16 protein-coding genes are annotated in these 14,579 nt (G+C 56.3%); 12 read left to right on the top strand and 4 right to left on the bottom strand.

Going from position 1 to position 14,579, the window contains the following annotated elements; all coding sequences use genetic code 11:
- The first annotated feature begins 107 nt into the window (after positions 1–107).
- The gene (locus BV390_RS02990; protein ID WP_032697664.1) at positions 108–656 is read left to right on the top strand and encodes a TetR/AcrR family transcriptional regulator; all 549 of its coding nucleotides are present in this window, start codon (positions 108–110) and stop codon (positions 654–656) included.
- A 43-nt stretch (positions 657–699) separates the two neighbouring features.
- Here BV390_RS02990 and BV390_RS02985 read toward each other — a convergent pair whose 3' ends face one another.
- From BV390_RS02985 to BV390_RS02975, 3 genes are all read right to left on the bottom strand, one after another.
- A complete protein-coding gene (locus tag BV390_RS02985) occupies positions 700–1,500 on the bottom strand; it encodes an SDR family NAD(P)-dependent oxidoreductase (RefSeq protein WP_046852867.1) in 801 nt (266 codons plus the stop codon).
- 79 nt (positions 1,501–1,579) lie between these two features.
- A complete protein-coding gene (locus BV390_RS02980) occupies positions 1,580–2,395 on the bottom strand; it encodes a DUF6216 family protein (RefSeq protein WP_085396554.1) in 816 nt (271 codons plus the stop codon).
- Between the two features lie 461 nt (positions 2,396–2,856).
- A complete protein-coding gene (locus BV390_RS02975) occupies positions 2,857–4,542 on the bottom strand; it encodes an aspartate:alanine antiporter (protein WP_004859941.1) in 1,686 nt (561 codons plus the stop codon).
- Between the two features lie 268 nt (positions 4,543–4,810).
- Here BV390_RS02975 and BV390_RS02970 point away from each other — a divergent pair, with 268 nt between their 5' ends.
- Positions 4,811–5,194, top strand: a complete 384-nt coding sequence (locus BV390_RS02970) for an inner membrane protein YbjM (RefSeq protein WP_032688671.1) — start codon at positions 4,811–4,813, stop codon at positions 5,192–5,194.
- A 6-nt stretch (positions 5,195–5,200) separates the two neighbouring features.
- Here BV390_RS02970 and BV390_RS02965 read toward each other — a convergent pair whose 3' ends face one another.
- The gene (locus BV390_RS02965) at positions 5,201–5,464 is read right to left on the bottom strand and encodes a GrxA family glutaredoxin (RefSeq protein WP_004859945.1); all 264 of its coding nucleotides are present in this window, start codon (positions 5,462–5,464) and stop codon (positions 5,201–5,203) included.
- Between the two features lie 209 nt (positions 5,465–5,673).
- Here BV390_RS02965 and BV390_RS02960 point away from each other — a divergent pair, with 209 nt between their 5' ends.
- From BV390_RS02960 to rlmC, 10 genes are all read left to right on the top strand, one after another.
- The gene (locus tag BV390_RS02960) at positions 5,674–5,961 is read left to right on the top strand and encodes a YbjC family protein (RefSeq protein WP_032688670.1); all 288 of its coding nucleotides are present in this window, start codon (positions 5,674–5,676) and stop codon (positions 5,959–5,961) included.
- Positions 5,945–6,667: an oxygen-insensitive NADPH nitroreductase gene (nfsA, locus tag BV390_RS02955; protein ID WP_032688669.1), complete on the top strand. Its 723-nt coding sequence runs from the start codon at positions 5,945–5,947 to the stop codon at positions 6,665–6,667. The genes BV390_RS02960 and nfsA overlap by 17 nt, the downstream gene beginning before the upstream one ends.
- 113 nt (positions 6,668–6,780) lie before the next feature.
- A complete protein-coding gene (gene rimK, locus BV390_RS02950; RefSeq protein WP_004859950.1) occupies positions 6,781–7,683 on the top strand; it encodes a 30S ribosomal protein S6--L-glutamate ligase in 903 nt (300 codons plus the stop codon).
- A gap of 88 nt (positions 7,684–7,771) precedes the next feature.
- Positions 7,772–8,251: a type III secretion system chaperone family protein gene (locus BV390_RS02945; RefSeq protein WP_004859952.1), complete on the top strand. Its 480-nt coding sequence runs from the start codon at positions 7,772–7,774 to the stop codon at positions 8,249–8,251.
- A gap of 348 nt (positions 8,252–8,599) precedes the next feature.
- Entirely contained in the window at positions 8,600–9,712 is a 1,113-nt protein-coding gene (gene potF / locus BV390_RS02940) for a spermidine/putrescine ABC transporter substrate-binding protein PotF (RefSeq protein ID WP_004859954.1), read from the top strand.
- 186 nt (positions 9,713–9,898) lie between these two features.
- The gene (potG, locus tag BV390_RS02935; protein ID WP_032688668.1) at positions 9,899–11,032 is read left to right on the top strand and encodes a putrescine ABC transporter ATP-binding subunit PotG; all 1,134 of its coding nucleotides are present in this window, start codon (positions 9,899–9,901) and stop codon (positions 11,030–11,032) included.
- A gap of 10 nt (positions 11,033–11,042) precedes the next feature.
- Positions 11,043–11,996: a putrescine ABC transporter permease PotH gene (gene potH / locus BV390_RS02930; protein ID WP_032688667.1), complete on the top strand. Its 954-nt coding sequence runs from the start codon at positions 11,043–11,045 to the stop codon at positions 11,994–11,996.
- Positions 11,993–12,838, top strand: a complete 846-nt coding sequence (gene potI / locus BV390_RS02925; RefSeq protein WP_004859959.1) for a putrescine ABC transporter permease PotI — start codon at positions 11,993–11,995, stop codon at positions 12,836–12,838. The genes potH and potI overlap by 4 nt, the downstream gene beginning before the upstream one ends.
- Before the next feature lie 75 nt (positions 12,839–12,913).
- Positions 12,914–13,387 carry a YbjO family protein gene (locus BV390_RS02920; protein ID WP_032688666.1) on the top strand — a complete coding sequence of 158 codons (474 nt, stop codon included), beginning with the start codon at positions 12,914–12,916 and terminating at the stop codon, positions 13,385–13,387.
- Positions 13,388–13,429: 42 nt separating this feature from the next.
- Positions 13,430–14,560 carry a 23S rRNA (uracil(747)-C(5))-methyltransferase RlmC gene (rlmC, locus tag BV390_RS02915; protein WP_032688665.1) on the top strand — a complete coding sequence of 377 codons (1,131 nt, stop codon included), beginning with the start codon at positions 13,430–13,432 and terminating at the stop codon, positions 14,558–14,560.
- The last annotated feature ends 19 nt before the right edge of the window (positions 14,561–14,579 follow it).

The raw sequence follows: 14,579 nt of genomic DNA, 5'->3' as shown, positions 1-14,579 counted from the left end.
ACATTTGTACATATTCTTCAGAATGCGTATTCGGACAAGAACCGGGCGCCTGGGAGCGCGACATTGCTACCGATAGCATGCGCATGACAGCGACTAAGAGGAAAGATATGGCCCGTCGACCGAACGATCCGCAGCGCCGGGAGCGCATTTTACAGGCCACGCTGGATACCATTGCCACCCACGGGATTCACGCGGTCACCCATCGTAAAATTGCCAGTTGCGCGGAGGTTCCGCTAGGCTCGCTGACCTACTATTTCAGCGGTATTGAAGCGTTGATAGAAGAGGCGTTTCGCATTTTTACCCGCGATATGTCCGTACAGTACCAGCAGTTTTTTACCTCGGTCAGCAGCCGTGAAGAGGCCTGCGATGCGATTGCCGAGCTGATTTTCAGCGCCCAGGTGACGACCGCGCGAAATATGGAGTTGATGTATCAGCTGTATGCGTTTTGCAGCAGCCAGCCGGCGCTGAAGGCGGTGATGCAGCATTGGATGCGGCGCAGTCAGCAAACGCTGGAGCAGTGGTTTGAGCCGGCTACGGCTCGCGGGCTGGATGCGTTTATCGAGGGAATGACCCTGCATTTTGTCACCGATAGCGCGCCGCTCTCAAAGCAGGCTATCCGCCTGATGGTCGGACGCCTGGCCGGAGAGGGGGAGTAGCCCGCTAAAGCGCTGCGCGCAGAGATATTGCCCTGCCCGAGGATTATCCGCCGGTCGTGGCGCCGGCCGTCATATTAACCACCGTTGCCGTCATGGCGTCGGCACGATCGGATGCCAGAAAGGTGATGACATCGGCCACCTGCGCCAGCGTCGGCAAGCGTTTGAGCATAGTGCTGTGTGCTGCGCCGCCAACCCACTGTTCGACCGTTAATCCCATCGCCTGCGCTTTTGCAGCAAAGACTTCCGCAGTGTAAGAGCCGGCCTCCACCGCGCCGGTAATGGCGTGCGAGCGTACGCCGAGGACGCGGATATTCTTCGGCCCCAGTTCGCTGGCGAGCGCTTTGATAAAAGCTTCGCTACCCGCACAGCCGACGATATGGCCCAGGTGGCCCGGAATGGCCATTGTTGCCGCCGGAGCTACGACGGTGATAATGACGCCCGGGCGAGCGCCGCCCATATAGGGGGTAACGGCTTTCGCCAGGTTGAACTGGGCCGCCAGGAACGGGGTGATGCCCTGCATAAACTCGGCGAGGGATAGCGTCGTGATTTCCTTGCCCTGATTATGGACGAAGCCGGTGGCATTGACGACGATGTCGAGCCCGCCGCTCTGCTGCGTCAGCTGCGCTATCCGCTCGGCGGTCGATCGTTCGTCGAGGAGATCAACGATAAAGGTTTCGGCCCTGCCGCCCGCCGCCCGAATTTCACCCGCCACCCGATCCAGCTTCTGCCGATCACGCGCGCCGAGGTAGACTCGCGCCCCCTCGCGCGCCATAGCATGCGCCACGGCGGAGCCTATCGCACCGCTGCCGCCGAAGATGGCGGCAACTTTATCTTTTACCAGCATCGCCTTTCCCTCTCACCGGACTGAACTCGTCAAAGTATGCGCAATAACCGGGAGGATGCCAATGCGACGGAGAATGCCGTTACCGCCGGGGCCTGCGAGCGTCCCTCTCCGCCAGCTCCTGATAGATGGCGTAAATACCTGTCGGTGCGAAGTTGCCCTGGACGCAATGAATCGCTTTTTGTTGTTCAAGCAAAATAAAGCGCCTGACTTTATTGGTGTAGTGAATCATTAACCAGAATCCTGACATCAGCCATAGCAGCATAAATTCAATAATAAAAATGAATGAGTAAGTGATCATTATTTCTTTATTGAAGTTTTTTATTGATTCGTCTAAATACTCCTTGCCTTCGGCTGTTGTCAGCAAGCGGCAAAGATCATGACGGTATTCGCGGTCCAGGACGCTGGCGGTGTTTTTCGGCGGGGCTGTATTGGCTTGACAGTCGTTTGCTGAGATGGTCCATCGAGGTGCCGCCAGCACCGTGGCCTCCGTTGCGGTTGTTTTAGAAACATAAAAGCGATCGCCTGACTTTTTCCAAATCAACAGTGCCGTGTCTGGCGGGGCGGTAATCGTTTGCATAAGCGGTGGGACAAAATACCACAAAGACCATCCAAAAATAGCTGAGAACAAGAGGGTGATTAATTTCTCGGGCCTGCCTGTCGAGGGCAGTTTTTTCAATGGGATGGAGATGGCAAAGAAGTTCAAAATGAAGGGGGGCACCCCTGCATTCTTTAACACGATGCTGTGGCCTTTTTTATATTTGAAAATCCCATTGACTGCTTTTCGCACTGGCTGGAACAGAAAGGCGAGAACGGTCAGGGCAGCGACAGTCGTGCTCAGCGGTGCGCCGGAGAACTCAGAAACAAACATCGTAAAGTCAGAGGGGAAAGCGGGCATCAACATCTCCTGTGGTAAACATTCCTTATTGGTATGATTTGACCTGTGGGGCAAGCGGGAGGAGTCGCGAACGAATCGCCCTGTTCCTGGCTGATGACGCGTGCAACTCTGGCGCTTCACCCGGCGTACCAGTGTACATCACCTGGTGGTTAAGGGGAGGGCAACGCATTCGTGAGGCCCGGCACAGCAGAAATGGTGGGGTGAGGAGCACGGTCCCGGGAGGATGCCCGGCTGATGTGGCGGTGGTCGCCGTGCTATCGCCAATGGCAGCACCCGGCGGTTGTCACTGAATAATTTTAAAGATGATAAAATTCAGGCAACAAAAAACCCATCAACCTTGAACCAAAATGGCGGGGTTGATGGGCTCCACAAAATGGGGACATCAAAGAAAAGCAGTGGCACTACTTATGACTGATGCCCAAGAGAAAAGTTCTGCCTCTATCCATTTTTTTCTTAAATATTTACTGTAGCCCTGGCCAGATGATGACAATCAGCGTCCCTGCCAGGGTCAGCAGCACGTTGGCAATCGCATAGGTGCCCGCGTAGCCCAGCGCCGGAATGTTGCTGCGCGCGGTGTCGCTGATAATTTCCATCGCCGGAGCGCAGGTGCGCGCCCCCATCATGGCGCCAAACAACATCGCGCGGTTCATACGCAGCACATAGGCGCCAAACAAGAAGCAAATTACCACCGGCACCAGGCTGACGATAAGACCCGCCGCCAGCATCTGGCCGCCGATGGCGCCCAGGCCGTGACCAATCCCGGCGCCGGCGCTCAGACCGACCCCGGCCATAAAGACCATCAGGCCGAACTCTTTCACCATATTCAGCGCGCCCTGCGGAATATAGCCGAAGGTCGGGTGGTTGGCGCGCAGGAAACCGAGCATAATCCCGGCAAACAGCAGCCCCGCCGCGTTACCGATACCAAAGCTGAAAGAGCTGAACTGGAAGGTGATCATGCCGATCATCAGCCCGACGATAAAGAAGGCGCAGAAGGCGAGCAGGTCGGTCACCTGGCTGTGAATGGAGATAAAGCCGATGCGGTCGGCAACGGTTTTGACGCGTCGCGCATCGCCGCTGACCTGTAACACGTCGCCTTTGTTGAGCACCACGTTATCGTCGATCGGCATTTCAATCTGGCTGCGGATGACGCGGTTTAAGAAGCAGCCGTGATCGGTCAGCTTCAGCTGCGCCAGACGGCGGCCTACGGCGTTGTGGTTTTTCACCACGATCTCTTCGGTGACGATGCGCATATCCAGCAGATCGCGGTCGAAGACCTCTTTGCCGTTACGGAAGCTGGGATCAAGGCGGGCATGGGCGTCCGGGTAACCCACCAGCGCGATATCATCGCCCATCTGCAGGACGGCATCGCCATCCGGGTTCGCCAGAATACCGTTACGGCGAATACGCTCAATGTAGCAGCCGGTTTGCCGGTAAATCCCCAGCTCGCGCAGATTTTTACCGTCAGCCCAGGCGACCAGCTCCGGGCCGACGCGATAGGCCCGGATCACCGGCAGGTAGACTTTACGTTTGGAGTCGGTATCGAGCCCGCGTTCACGCGCAATCTGCTGGGCGCTGGTTTGCAGATCCTGATGCTGCAGCTTCGGCATATAGCGCGCGCCGACGATCAGACTGACGAGACCAATCAGATAGGTCAGGGCGTAGCCCAGACTCAGGTGGTCGAGGGAGAGCGCCAGCCGATCGCTGGGCAGGCCAAAGTGCCGTAGCGTATCCCCCGCACCGACCAGCACCGGCGTTGATGTCATCGCACCTGCGAGCATCCCGGCGGTCAGACCGATGTCCCAGCCGAACAGTTTTCCCAGCCCCATCGCCAGCAACATCGCGCTGCCGACCATCACCAGGGCGAGCATTAGATAGTTTTTTCCGTCGCGGAAAAAAATAGAAAAAAAGTTGGGACCCGCTTCCACGCCAACGCAAAAAATAAACAGCATAAAGCCCAGATTTAGCGCATCAGTGTTAATACTGAAATGCTGCTGACCTAATAATAATGAAACCACTAAAACGCCAATAGAATTACCAAGTTGTACTGACCCGAGACGAAGTTTCCCGAGACAAAGCCCCAGGGCAAGTACAACGAATAATAACAGGATGTAATTCCCGTTTAACAAATCTGCGACGTTTATATTCACGAAAGCCAACTTCTCATTTACTAGTAAGTTGTTGAAGGAAATGGTTATTTGGTCTAAGGTTGGTCCAGTGTTCGCGTTGTCCCGAACCCTGTTCTGGCATCCCGTTATAACCAGTAAAAACAGAGCCGGTAGTTTAATCCTTCCTGGATGCTGCGGCTAGTCACAATCGTTTTTACGCCGATGGGGAGCTAAATTGGCATGGATTGCCGGAATGCTTTATCTGACTGGACGAAGTGAAGTGGGTTAGAAGCAGAATCAGGAGGATATTGTGAAATCTGAGCGTGCCTGGGTGGGTATTACCTGTGGGTTCTTTCTGTTTATCGTAGTGTGTTTATTGTTGTTACTGCATATGAAAGGCGTCTTTCGGGCTACCGGTAATCCTGAGGTTGGACTGCTCTACTTTTTGCTGCCCGGTGCGGCCGCCAGCTGCCTCTCTCCGGGGCGACGCGTCATCCAGCCGCTGGTGGGGGCGATTCTGGCGACTCCCGTCTGTCTGCTGATCATGCGGATTTTTTTTGCGGCTCAGCGTACCTTCTGGCAACAGCTGGCGTGGCTGTTTAGCGCGGTATTCTGGTGTGCGCTGGGTGCGCTGTGCTTTCTGTTTATCTGCGCCTGGCTGGATACCAGACGCAATCATTCGTCAGAGGAATGAGTCGGCTCAGGCAAACAGACCGAGATTCTCTTTCGCCCAGGCTTCAAAATCGGTGCAGCCGCCGATATGTTTTTGATCGACAAAAATCTGCGGAACGGTCTCAACCGGTTTGCCTACGGTCTTTTCCAGGTCGCTCTTGCTGATGCCTTCGGCGTGAATATCAACGTAGCGGTAGTTGAAGTCATCGCGTTCATTGGTCAGTTTCTCTGCCAGTTCTTTAGCGCGAACACAATACGGGCAACCAGGGCGACCAAAAATAACGGTAAACATACTTTCTCTCCTTAAATCTCAGCCGGATGGCGAATGGCAGCTATGATGACGCGTTATGCTGGCGAGGAAAAGAAGGTTCTGCCTTTTTCTTCGATGGTTTAAGGCTATGTTTGATAAATGTCTTCGTGGTTAAATCATTATACTGTGTCGGTCGCGCGCGATTAGCCTGCGGAGCGCGCGAATAATATTGACTGGAGGAGAGCAGAGCTATGCGATCGCCTGCCGTTTTGCCAAAAAGCGTTCTGCTGGTAGAGATCATCGGGATTGTGCTGTTGACCCTCGCCTGGCTCTCGCTCAATCAGTACCTGCAGCTGCCGGCGCCGTTTTCCAGCCCGACGGCGGCGATGCTGATGATCTTTTCCGGGATCCTGCTGATGCTCCCGGCGGCGATAGCATTAATGTGGCGAATGGCCAGGATCGTCGCGCCACAGCTGACTCACACTCCAAAACCAACTTCTTCACCAGACAGAGAAAAACAAGATGACGCCGACCATTGATCTGCTGCGTAGCCACCGTTCCATCCGCCACTTTACCGATGCGCCGATCGGCGACGAACAGCGCGAAGCTATCATCGCCAGTGCGCAGGGGGCCTCAAGCTCGAGCTTTTTACAATGCAGCTCCATTATTCGCGTCACCGATCCTCAGCTTCGTGAGCAGCTGGTCACGATGAGCGGCGGCCAGCAGCACGTTGCGCGCGCGGCGGAGTTCTGGGTATTTTGCGCCGACTTTAACCGCCTCCTGCAAATCTGTCCGGACGCCCAGCTGGGGCTGGCCGAACAGCTGCTGCTGGGGGCGGTGGATACCGCAATGATGGCGCAAAATGCGCTGGTTGCCGCCGAATCCCTGGGCCTCGGCGGCGTCTATATCGGCGGGATCCGCAATAGTATTGAAGGGGTGACCGAACTGCTGAAGCTGCCGCAGCACGTCCTGCCGCTGTTTGGCTTGTGCCTGGGATGGCCCGCCGATAACCCGGGGGTGAAGCCGCGCATGCCTGCGGCGCTGCTGGTGCATGAAAATGCGTACCAGCCGGTGGATGAGGCGGTGCTGGCACAATATGATGAGCAGATGGCGCAGTACTACCTGTCGCGCGGCAGCAACACCCGCCGTGATACCTGGAGCGACCATATTCGGCGCACTATCATTAAAGAAAGTCGCCCGTTTATTCTCGACTATCTGCATAAGCAGGGGTGGGCAACGCGCTGATTGCGTGTACACTGCTGCCTGCTTTCCGCCCCGCCATTTGGTGCACCGGGCGGTCGTGGCGCAATTAACATATTGCAGGCCCGCCGGAGCGGGCCTTGTTGCAGAGGTGCAGGGTGAAAATTGCTATATTATCCCGGGATGGAACGCTTTATTCATGTCGTCGCCTGCGCGAAGCCGCGCAAAAACGCGGCCACCAGGTGGAAATTCTCGATCCGCTTTCCTGCTATATGAACGTGAGTCCGGTGGCCTCATCGATTCACTATAAGGGACGCCAGCTCCCGCATTTCGATGCCGTGATCCCGCGCATTGGTTCCGCAATTACCTATTACGGGACCGCCGCCCTTCGTCAGTTTGAACTGCTCGGTAGCTATCCGCTCAATGAATCGGTGGCGATAACCCGCGCCCGTGACAAGCTGCGCTCGTTGCAGCTGCTGGCGCGGCAGGGGATCGATCTGCCGCTGACCGGTATTGCGCACTCTCCGGACGATACCAGCGACCTGATTGCCATGGTCGGCGGCGCGCCGCTGGTGGTCAAACTGGTGGAAGGGACGCAGGGCATCGGCGTGGTGCTGGCGGAGACCCGCCAGGCGGCAGAGAGCGTGATCGACGCTTTCCGCGGCCTGAACGCGCATATTCTGGTTCAGGAGTATATCGCCGAGGCGAAAGGGCGGGATGTACGCTGCCTGGTCGTGGGTAATGAAGTGGTGGCGGCGATCGAGCGGCGGGCGAAAGAGGGCGATTTCCGCTCTAACCTGCACCGCGGCGGTGTGGCGACGGTGGCCACGATCAGCGATCAGGAACGTGAGATGGCCATCAGGGCGGCGCAAACCCTGGGGCTGGATGTCGCCGGGGTGGATATCCTTCGCGCGACCCGTGGGCCGCTGGTCATGGAGGTGAACGCCTCTCCGGGTCTGGAAGGCATTGAAACGACCACCGGAATTGATATTGCCGGGCGTATGATCGCCTGGATTGAGCGTCAGGCCACGCCAGAATTTTGTCTGAAAATGGGCGGATAACCGGCGCGGGCGACACTTTCATGGTATGCGCGGCGTTTTTTGCGTAAGCTATGGCGTCGTTTTTCTATAGTAAGAGGTCACAGGTCATATGGATTCACTGGTCGTTCCGGGTCTGGATACGCTACGTCACTGGCTCGATGAGTTAGGTATCAACTTCTTTGAGTGTGATTCCTGCCAGGCCTTGCATCTGCCGCATATGCAGAATTTCGACGGCATTTTTGATGCGAAGCTCGATCTGGTGGATAACGTCGTGCTCTTTTCCGCCCTGGCTGAAGTGAAGCCTTCGGCGCTGCTCGGACTTTCCGCGGATCTTTCGGCAATTAACGCCAGTTCGTTGACCGTCAAAGCCTTCCTCGATATTCAGGATGACAATCTGCCCAAACTGGTGGTGTGTCAGGCGCTATCCGTCGGCGTCGGCATTACCGTCGAACAGTTTGGCTGGTTCTTCCGCCAGAGCGAAGAGCAGATTTCTATGGTTATCCTCGAAGCGGCAGCCAACCAGGTGCTCTATAAAGCCGAAGAAGAAGAGTACGTCGCTGAAGATATTCAGCACCATTTTCTTCACTAAACCTGCCGATGAATAGCGCAGCCACTGCCATAGCGGCTGCGTATTACGTGCTTTTATTCTGCATTTAACCTTTCCTTCAAGAATTTTTCACCGCCATTCAGCCGCTTTTGGCTTATCACGTAGACCGTTATTGCATAAAAAATTGATAAAAGGCGTTATTTTACCTGGGCTATAGCCTCTTATTCTGGCTACAGTTATTCTGACGATGCTTCCAGTTGCGGGCAACCATTCCGGGAGAGGTCCTCTCTCCTTTTCTTAGGCAATGAGAAAATATGCATGATTATTGCATGCAGACAAGTGCGTATATTAAGCCCGCTTGTTAACGGGCATTGAGAAGGAAAAAGAGATATGACCGCCTTTGGTAAAAAATGGTTAACAGGTCTGGTTACGGGTGCGTTGATGGCCGTCTCTGCCGGTTCACTCGCCGCTGAACAAAAAACCCTGCATGTTTATAACTGGTCTGATTATATTGCGCCGGATACGGTGGCAAATTTTGAAAAAGAGACCGGTATTAAAGTGGTGTACGACGTTTTTGACTCCAACGAAGTACTGGAAGGCAAATTAATGGCGGGCAGCACCGGCTTTGACCTGGTGGTCCCGTCCGCCAGCTTCCTCGAACGTCAGCTGGCGGCAGGCGTCTTCCAGCCGCTGGACAAAAGCAAGCTGCCGAACTGGAAGAATCTTGACCCGGAAGTCCTCAAGCTGGTCGCCAAACACGACCCGGATAACAAGTACGCGATGCCGTACCTGTGGGCGACCACCGGCATTGGCTATAACGTCGATAAAGTGAAAGCCGTGCTCGGTAAAGATGCGCCGCTGAATAGCTGGGATCTGGTGCTTAAGCCGGAGAACCTTGAAAAACTGAAAAGCTGCGGCGTCTCCTTCCTTGATGCGCCGGAAGAGATTTTTGCCACCGTCCTGAACTATCTGGGCAAAGATCCGAACAGTACAAAAGCCGATGATTATACCGGTCCGGCGACCGACCTGCTGCTGAAACTGCGGCCGAATATCCGCTACTTCCACTCCTCGCAATATATTAACGATCTTGCTAACGGCGATATCTGCGTCGCCATCGGCTGGGCTGGCGATGTCTGGCAGGCGGCGAACCGGGCAAAAGAAGCGAAGAACGGCGTAAACGTCTCCTACTTCATTCCCAAAGAGGGGGCGCTGGCGTTCTTTGATGTCTTCGCGATGCCGGCGGATGCGAAAAACAAAGATGAGGCTTATCAGTTCCTTAACTATCTGATGCGCCCGGAAGTGATCGCCAAAATCAGCGATCAGGTGTACTACGCTAACGGCAACAAAGCCTCTACGCCGCTGGTGAGCGAAACCATCCGTAATAACCCGGCTATCTACCCGCCGGCCGATGTGTTCGCCAAACTGTTCACCCTGAAGGTGCAGGATCCGAAAATCGACCGCGTACGTACGCGGGCGTGGACGAAAGTCAAAAGCGGGAAATAAAACCTGATGGCCCGGTTCACCGGGCCTGAAAGGTCTGACCCGGCCGGGTGGTTTCTCCGCGTGGTCGGGCAACAAACGGATTAAAGTGCAGCGAATACATGCACCAGGATGGTGCACCTGCACTGTAAAGTTCAATGTATGGCAACCGGGCCATACGGTGGTAGTTTTTTGCCGGAGAGCACCTGAGTGAACGACGCAATTCCCCGCCCACAAGCGAAAACCCCCAAAGCGCTGACCCCGCTGCTGGAAATCCGTAATCTGACGAAGTCTTTCGACGGGCAGCACGCCGTCGATGACGTCAACCTCACGATTTATAAAGGTGAAATCTTCGCCCTGCTGGGCGCATCCGGCTGTGGAAAATCGACGCTGCTGCGTATGCTGGCCGGCTTTGAGGAGCCGACGGCCGGGCAAATTATGCTCGATGGCGTTGACCTGTCGCGCGTGCCGCCCTACCAGCGGCCGATCAATATGATGTTTCAGTCCTACGCCCTGTTCCCCCATATGACGGTGGAGCAGAACATTGCCTTCGGTCTGAAGCAGGACAAGCTGCCGAAAGCCGAAATCGCCAGCCGGGTGCAGGAGATGCTGGCGCTGGTGCATATGCAGGAGTTCGCTAAACGCAAACCGCATCAGCTTTCCGGCGGTCAGCGGCAGCGCGTGGCGCTGGCCCGTAGCCTGGCGAAACGACCAAAGCTGCTGCTGCTTGATGAGCCGATGGGCGCGCTGGATAAAAAGCTCCGCGATCGTATGCAGCTGGAAGTGGTGGATATCCTCGAGCGCGTGGGGGCGACCTGCGTCATGGTGACCCACGATCAGGAAGAGGCGATGACCATGGCGGGACGTATCGCCATTATGAACCGCGGGAAGTTCGTGCAAATCGGCGAGCCGGAGGAGATCTACGAGCATCCGACAACCCGCTACAGTGCGGAATTTATCGGCTCGGTCAATGTGTTTGAAGGGGTGGTAAAAGATCGTCTGGAAGATGGTCTGGTGCTGAGTTCACCGGGGCTGACGCACCCGCTGAAGGTCGATCCTGATGCCTCCGTCATAGACAATGTGCCGGTGTGGGTCGCTCTGCGCCCGGAAAAAATTATGCTCTGCGATGAGCCGCCGGCGGATGGCTACAACTTTGCGGTAGGAGAGGTGATCTATATCGCCTACCTCGGCGACCTGTCTATCTACCACGTGCGGCTGCAAAGCGGGCAGATGATCAGCGCCCAGCTACAGAACGAACACCGCCACCGTAAGGGCACGCCAACCTGGGGTGATGAAGTGCGTTTGTGCTGGGATGCCGACAGCTGCGTTGTTCTGACGGTGTAAGGAGAGGGCGATGAGTGCATTAGAACCACCGGCCGGGGTGAAAAAAACCGGCGGTTTTGCCCAATGGCTCACCCGGTTGCAGATGGCGCATGGCCGCAAGCTGGTAATCGCGCTGCCGTATTTGTGGCTGATCCTGCTGTTTCTGCTGCCGTTCCTGATCGTGTTTAAAATCAGCCTCGCGGAGATGGCGCGGGCGATCCCGCCCTACACCGATTTGTGGGAGTGGGCGGACGGCCAGCTCACGCTCACCTTGAATCTCGGCAACTTCCTGCAGCTGACCGACGACCCGCTCTATTTTGAAGCCTATCTGCAGTCGCTGCAGGTGGCGGGGATCTCAACCTTCTGCTGCCTGCTGCTGGGCTATCCGCTGGCATGGGCGGTGGCGCACAGTAAACCGTCAACGCGAAATATCCTGCTGCTGCTGGTGATCCTGCCATCGTGGACCTCATTCCTGATCCGCGTCTATGCGTGGATGGGGCTGTTGAAAAGCAACGGCGTGCTGAATAACTTCCTGATCTGGCTCGGGGTTATCGATCAGCCGCTGGAGATCCTGCATACCAATCTGGCGGTCTATATCGGTATTGTGTACGCCTATCTGCCGTTTATGGTGCTGCCGATCTATACCGCGCTGACGCGTATCGACTACTCGCTGGTCGAGGCCTCTTTAGATCTGGGGGCCCGGCCGCTGAAAACCTTCTTCCAGGTGATCGTCCCGTTGACCAAAGGCGGGATTATCGCCGGTTCAATGCTGGTCTTCATCCCGGCGGTTGGGGAGTTCGTGATCCCGGAACTGCTGGGCGGTCCGGACAGCATTATGATCGGGCGGGTCCTGTGGCAGGAGTTCTTTAATAACCGCGACTGGCCGGTCGCTTCAGCGGTGGCCATCGTGATGCTGCTCCTGCTGATCGTGCCGATTATGTGGTTCCATAAACATCAGCAAAAACAGATGGGGGATCATGGATGAACGATTTGCCGGTAGTCCGTTCGCCGTGGCGAATTTTAATCCTCGTGCTCGGCTTTACCTTTTTATATGCGCCGATGCTAATGCTGGTGATTTACTCATTCAACAGCTCGAAGCTGGTGACGGTATGGGCGGGTTGGTCGACACGCTGGTACAGCGAGTTGTTCCATGATGATGCGATGATGAGCGCCGTCGGGCTGAGTCTGACCATCGCCACCTGTGCGGCGACGGCGGCGGCGATTCTGGGGACGATTGCCGCGGTGGTGATGGTGCGCTTTGGTCGCTTTCGGGGATCAAACGGCTTTGCCTTTATGATTACGGCGCCGCTGGTAATGCCGGATGTCATTACCGGGCTATCGCTGCTGCTGCTGTTTGTCGCGCTCGGGCACGCCATCGGCTGGCCGTCGGATCGCGGCATGTTGACCATCTGGCTGGCGCACGTGACTTTCTGTACCGCCTACGTGGCGGTGGTGATCTCGTCGCGACTGCGTGAACTGGACCACTCTATTGAGGAGGCGGCGATGGATTTAGGCGCGCCGCCGCTGAAGGTCTTTTTCATCATTACGCTGCCGATGATCATGCCGGCGGTGATCTCCGGCTGGCTGCTGGCGTTTACCTTATCACTGGACGATCTGGTCATCGCCAGCTTTGTTTCCGGCCCGGGAGCCACCACCTTGCCGATGCTGGTCTTCTCCAGCGTGCGTATGGGGGTGAACCCGGAAATCAACGCCCTGGCAACCTTAATCCTCGGCGTCGTGGGGATTGTTGGTTTTATCGCCTGGTATTTGATGGCGCGCGCAGAAAAGCAGCGGGTGCGCGATATCCAGCGTGCAAGACGGAGCTGAAGCCCCTAAAATCTACGGTAAAACTGGTATCGGCGTCGCGATGGTGCGACGCCGTTTTCATGGAAGACGTTTCCGTTGGGACTGTTTACAAAAACTCGTTCATCGCATGCGCGTCTTAACGTCCCTGCACTGGTGCAGGTGGCGGCGTTCGCCATTATTTTGATTCGTGCCGTGGATCTGCTGATGATCCTCAATCAGCTGGGTATCGGTGGGATAGAGGCGTTTATTCAGCGTAGCGTGCAGACATGGACCTTGACGCTGGTGTTTCTCTCCAGCCTGCTGCTGGTCTTTATTGAGATCTGGTGCGCATTTTCACTGGTGAAAGGGCGTAATCTGGCGCGCTGGATCTTTCTCCTGACGCAAATTATCGTCACCGCTTATCTCTGGGCGGCCTCGCTGGGGTATGGCTATCCGGAGCTGTTCAGTATTGCCGGCGAGTCAAAACGTGAAATTCTGCGTTCTCTGGTGATGCAAAAACTGCCCGATTTTCTGGTGCTGGCGCTGCTGTTTGTTCCGGCGTCGTGTCGACGGTTTTTCCGACTGCAATAACGGTGATACAATCCCCGCCCCTGATTTCTGGAAGGTCTTTTTATGCACTGCCCACTCTATGACGCGGGTCGCTGTCGCTCTTGTCAGTGGCTGGAACGGCCGTTAACACAACAGCTCGCCAGTAAAATGGCCGATCTCGAAACGCTGTTGGCGGACAGCCCGGTGGCGACATGGTTAGCGCCGGTTTCCGGCCCGCAAGCCGGTTTTCGCAACAAAGCTAAAATGGTGGTCAGCGGCAGCGTTGAACGCCCGCTGCTGGGGATGTTGCACCGCGATGGCAGTCCGGAAGACCTGACCGAATGTCCGCTCTATCCGGCCAGTTTTGCGCCGGTTTTTGCCGTGCTGAAACCGTTTATCGCCCGCGCCGGATTAACGCCCTATCACGTCGCCCGCAGGCGCGGCGAGCTGAAGTATCTGCTGCTGACGGAAAGCCAGCTCGACGGCGGCATGATGCTGCGTTTTGTGCTGCGTTCCCCGACAAAACTTGCGCAGCTGCGCGCCGCGCTGCCGTGGCTGCAGGCGCAGCTGCCGCAGCTGAAGGTGATTACCGCCAATATTCAGCCGGTGCATATGGCCATTATGGAAGGCGAAGAGGAGATTCTCCTCAGCGAGCAGGCGGCGCTGGCGGAAAACTTTAACGACGTACCGCTGTGGATCCGCCCGCAGAGCTTTTTTCAAACGAATCCTGCCGTTGCCAGCCAGCTGTATGCGACCGCCCGCGATTGGGTACGCCAGCTGCCGGTCAATCATATGTGGGACCTGTTCTGCGGAGTGGGGGGCTTTGGCCTGCACTGCGCCACGCCGGAAATGCGCCTGACCGGGATTGAGATTGCGCCGGAGGCGATCGCCAGCGCGAAGCAGTCTGCCGCCGAACTGGGCCTGACCAACCTCCATTTTCAGGCGCTGGACTCGACGCAGTTTGCCACCGCTGAGGGAGAGATTCCTGACCTGGTGCTGGTCAACCCGCCACGCCGCGGTATCGGCCGCGAGCTGTGCGACTATTTAAGTCGTATGGCGCCGCCCTTTATTATCTACTCCAGCTGTAACGCGCAGACGATGGCGAAAGATATTGCGCGGCTGCCGGGCTATCGGGTTGAGCGGGTGCAGCTGTTTGATATGTTCCCCCACACCGCCCACTACGAAGTGCTGACGCTGCTGGTTCGCGAAGTTTAAACAAAATGTGAACTCTTCT

Origin of the sequence: Klebsiella sp. YJ (assembly GCF_002108615.1) — a bacterium.
In the GTDB taxonomy this organism is placed as follows: Bacteria; Pseudomonadota; Gammaproteobacteria; order Enterobacterales; family Enterobacteriaceae; genus Klebsiella; species Klebsiella planticola.
The sequence above is the reverse complement of the archived record's forward strand: the minus strand, read 5'-3'. Positions and strand labels throughout refer to the sequence as shown.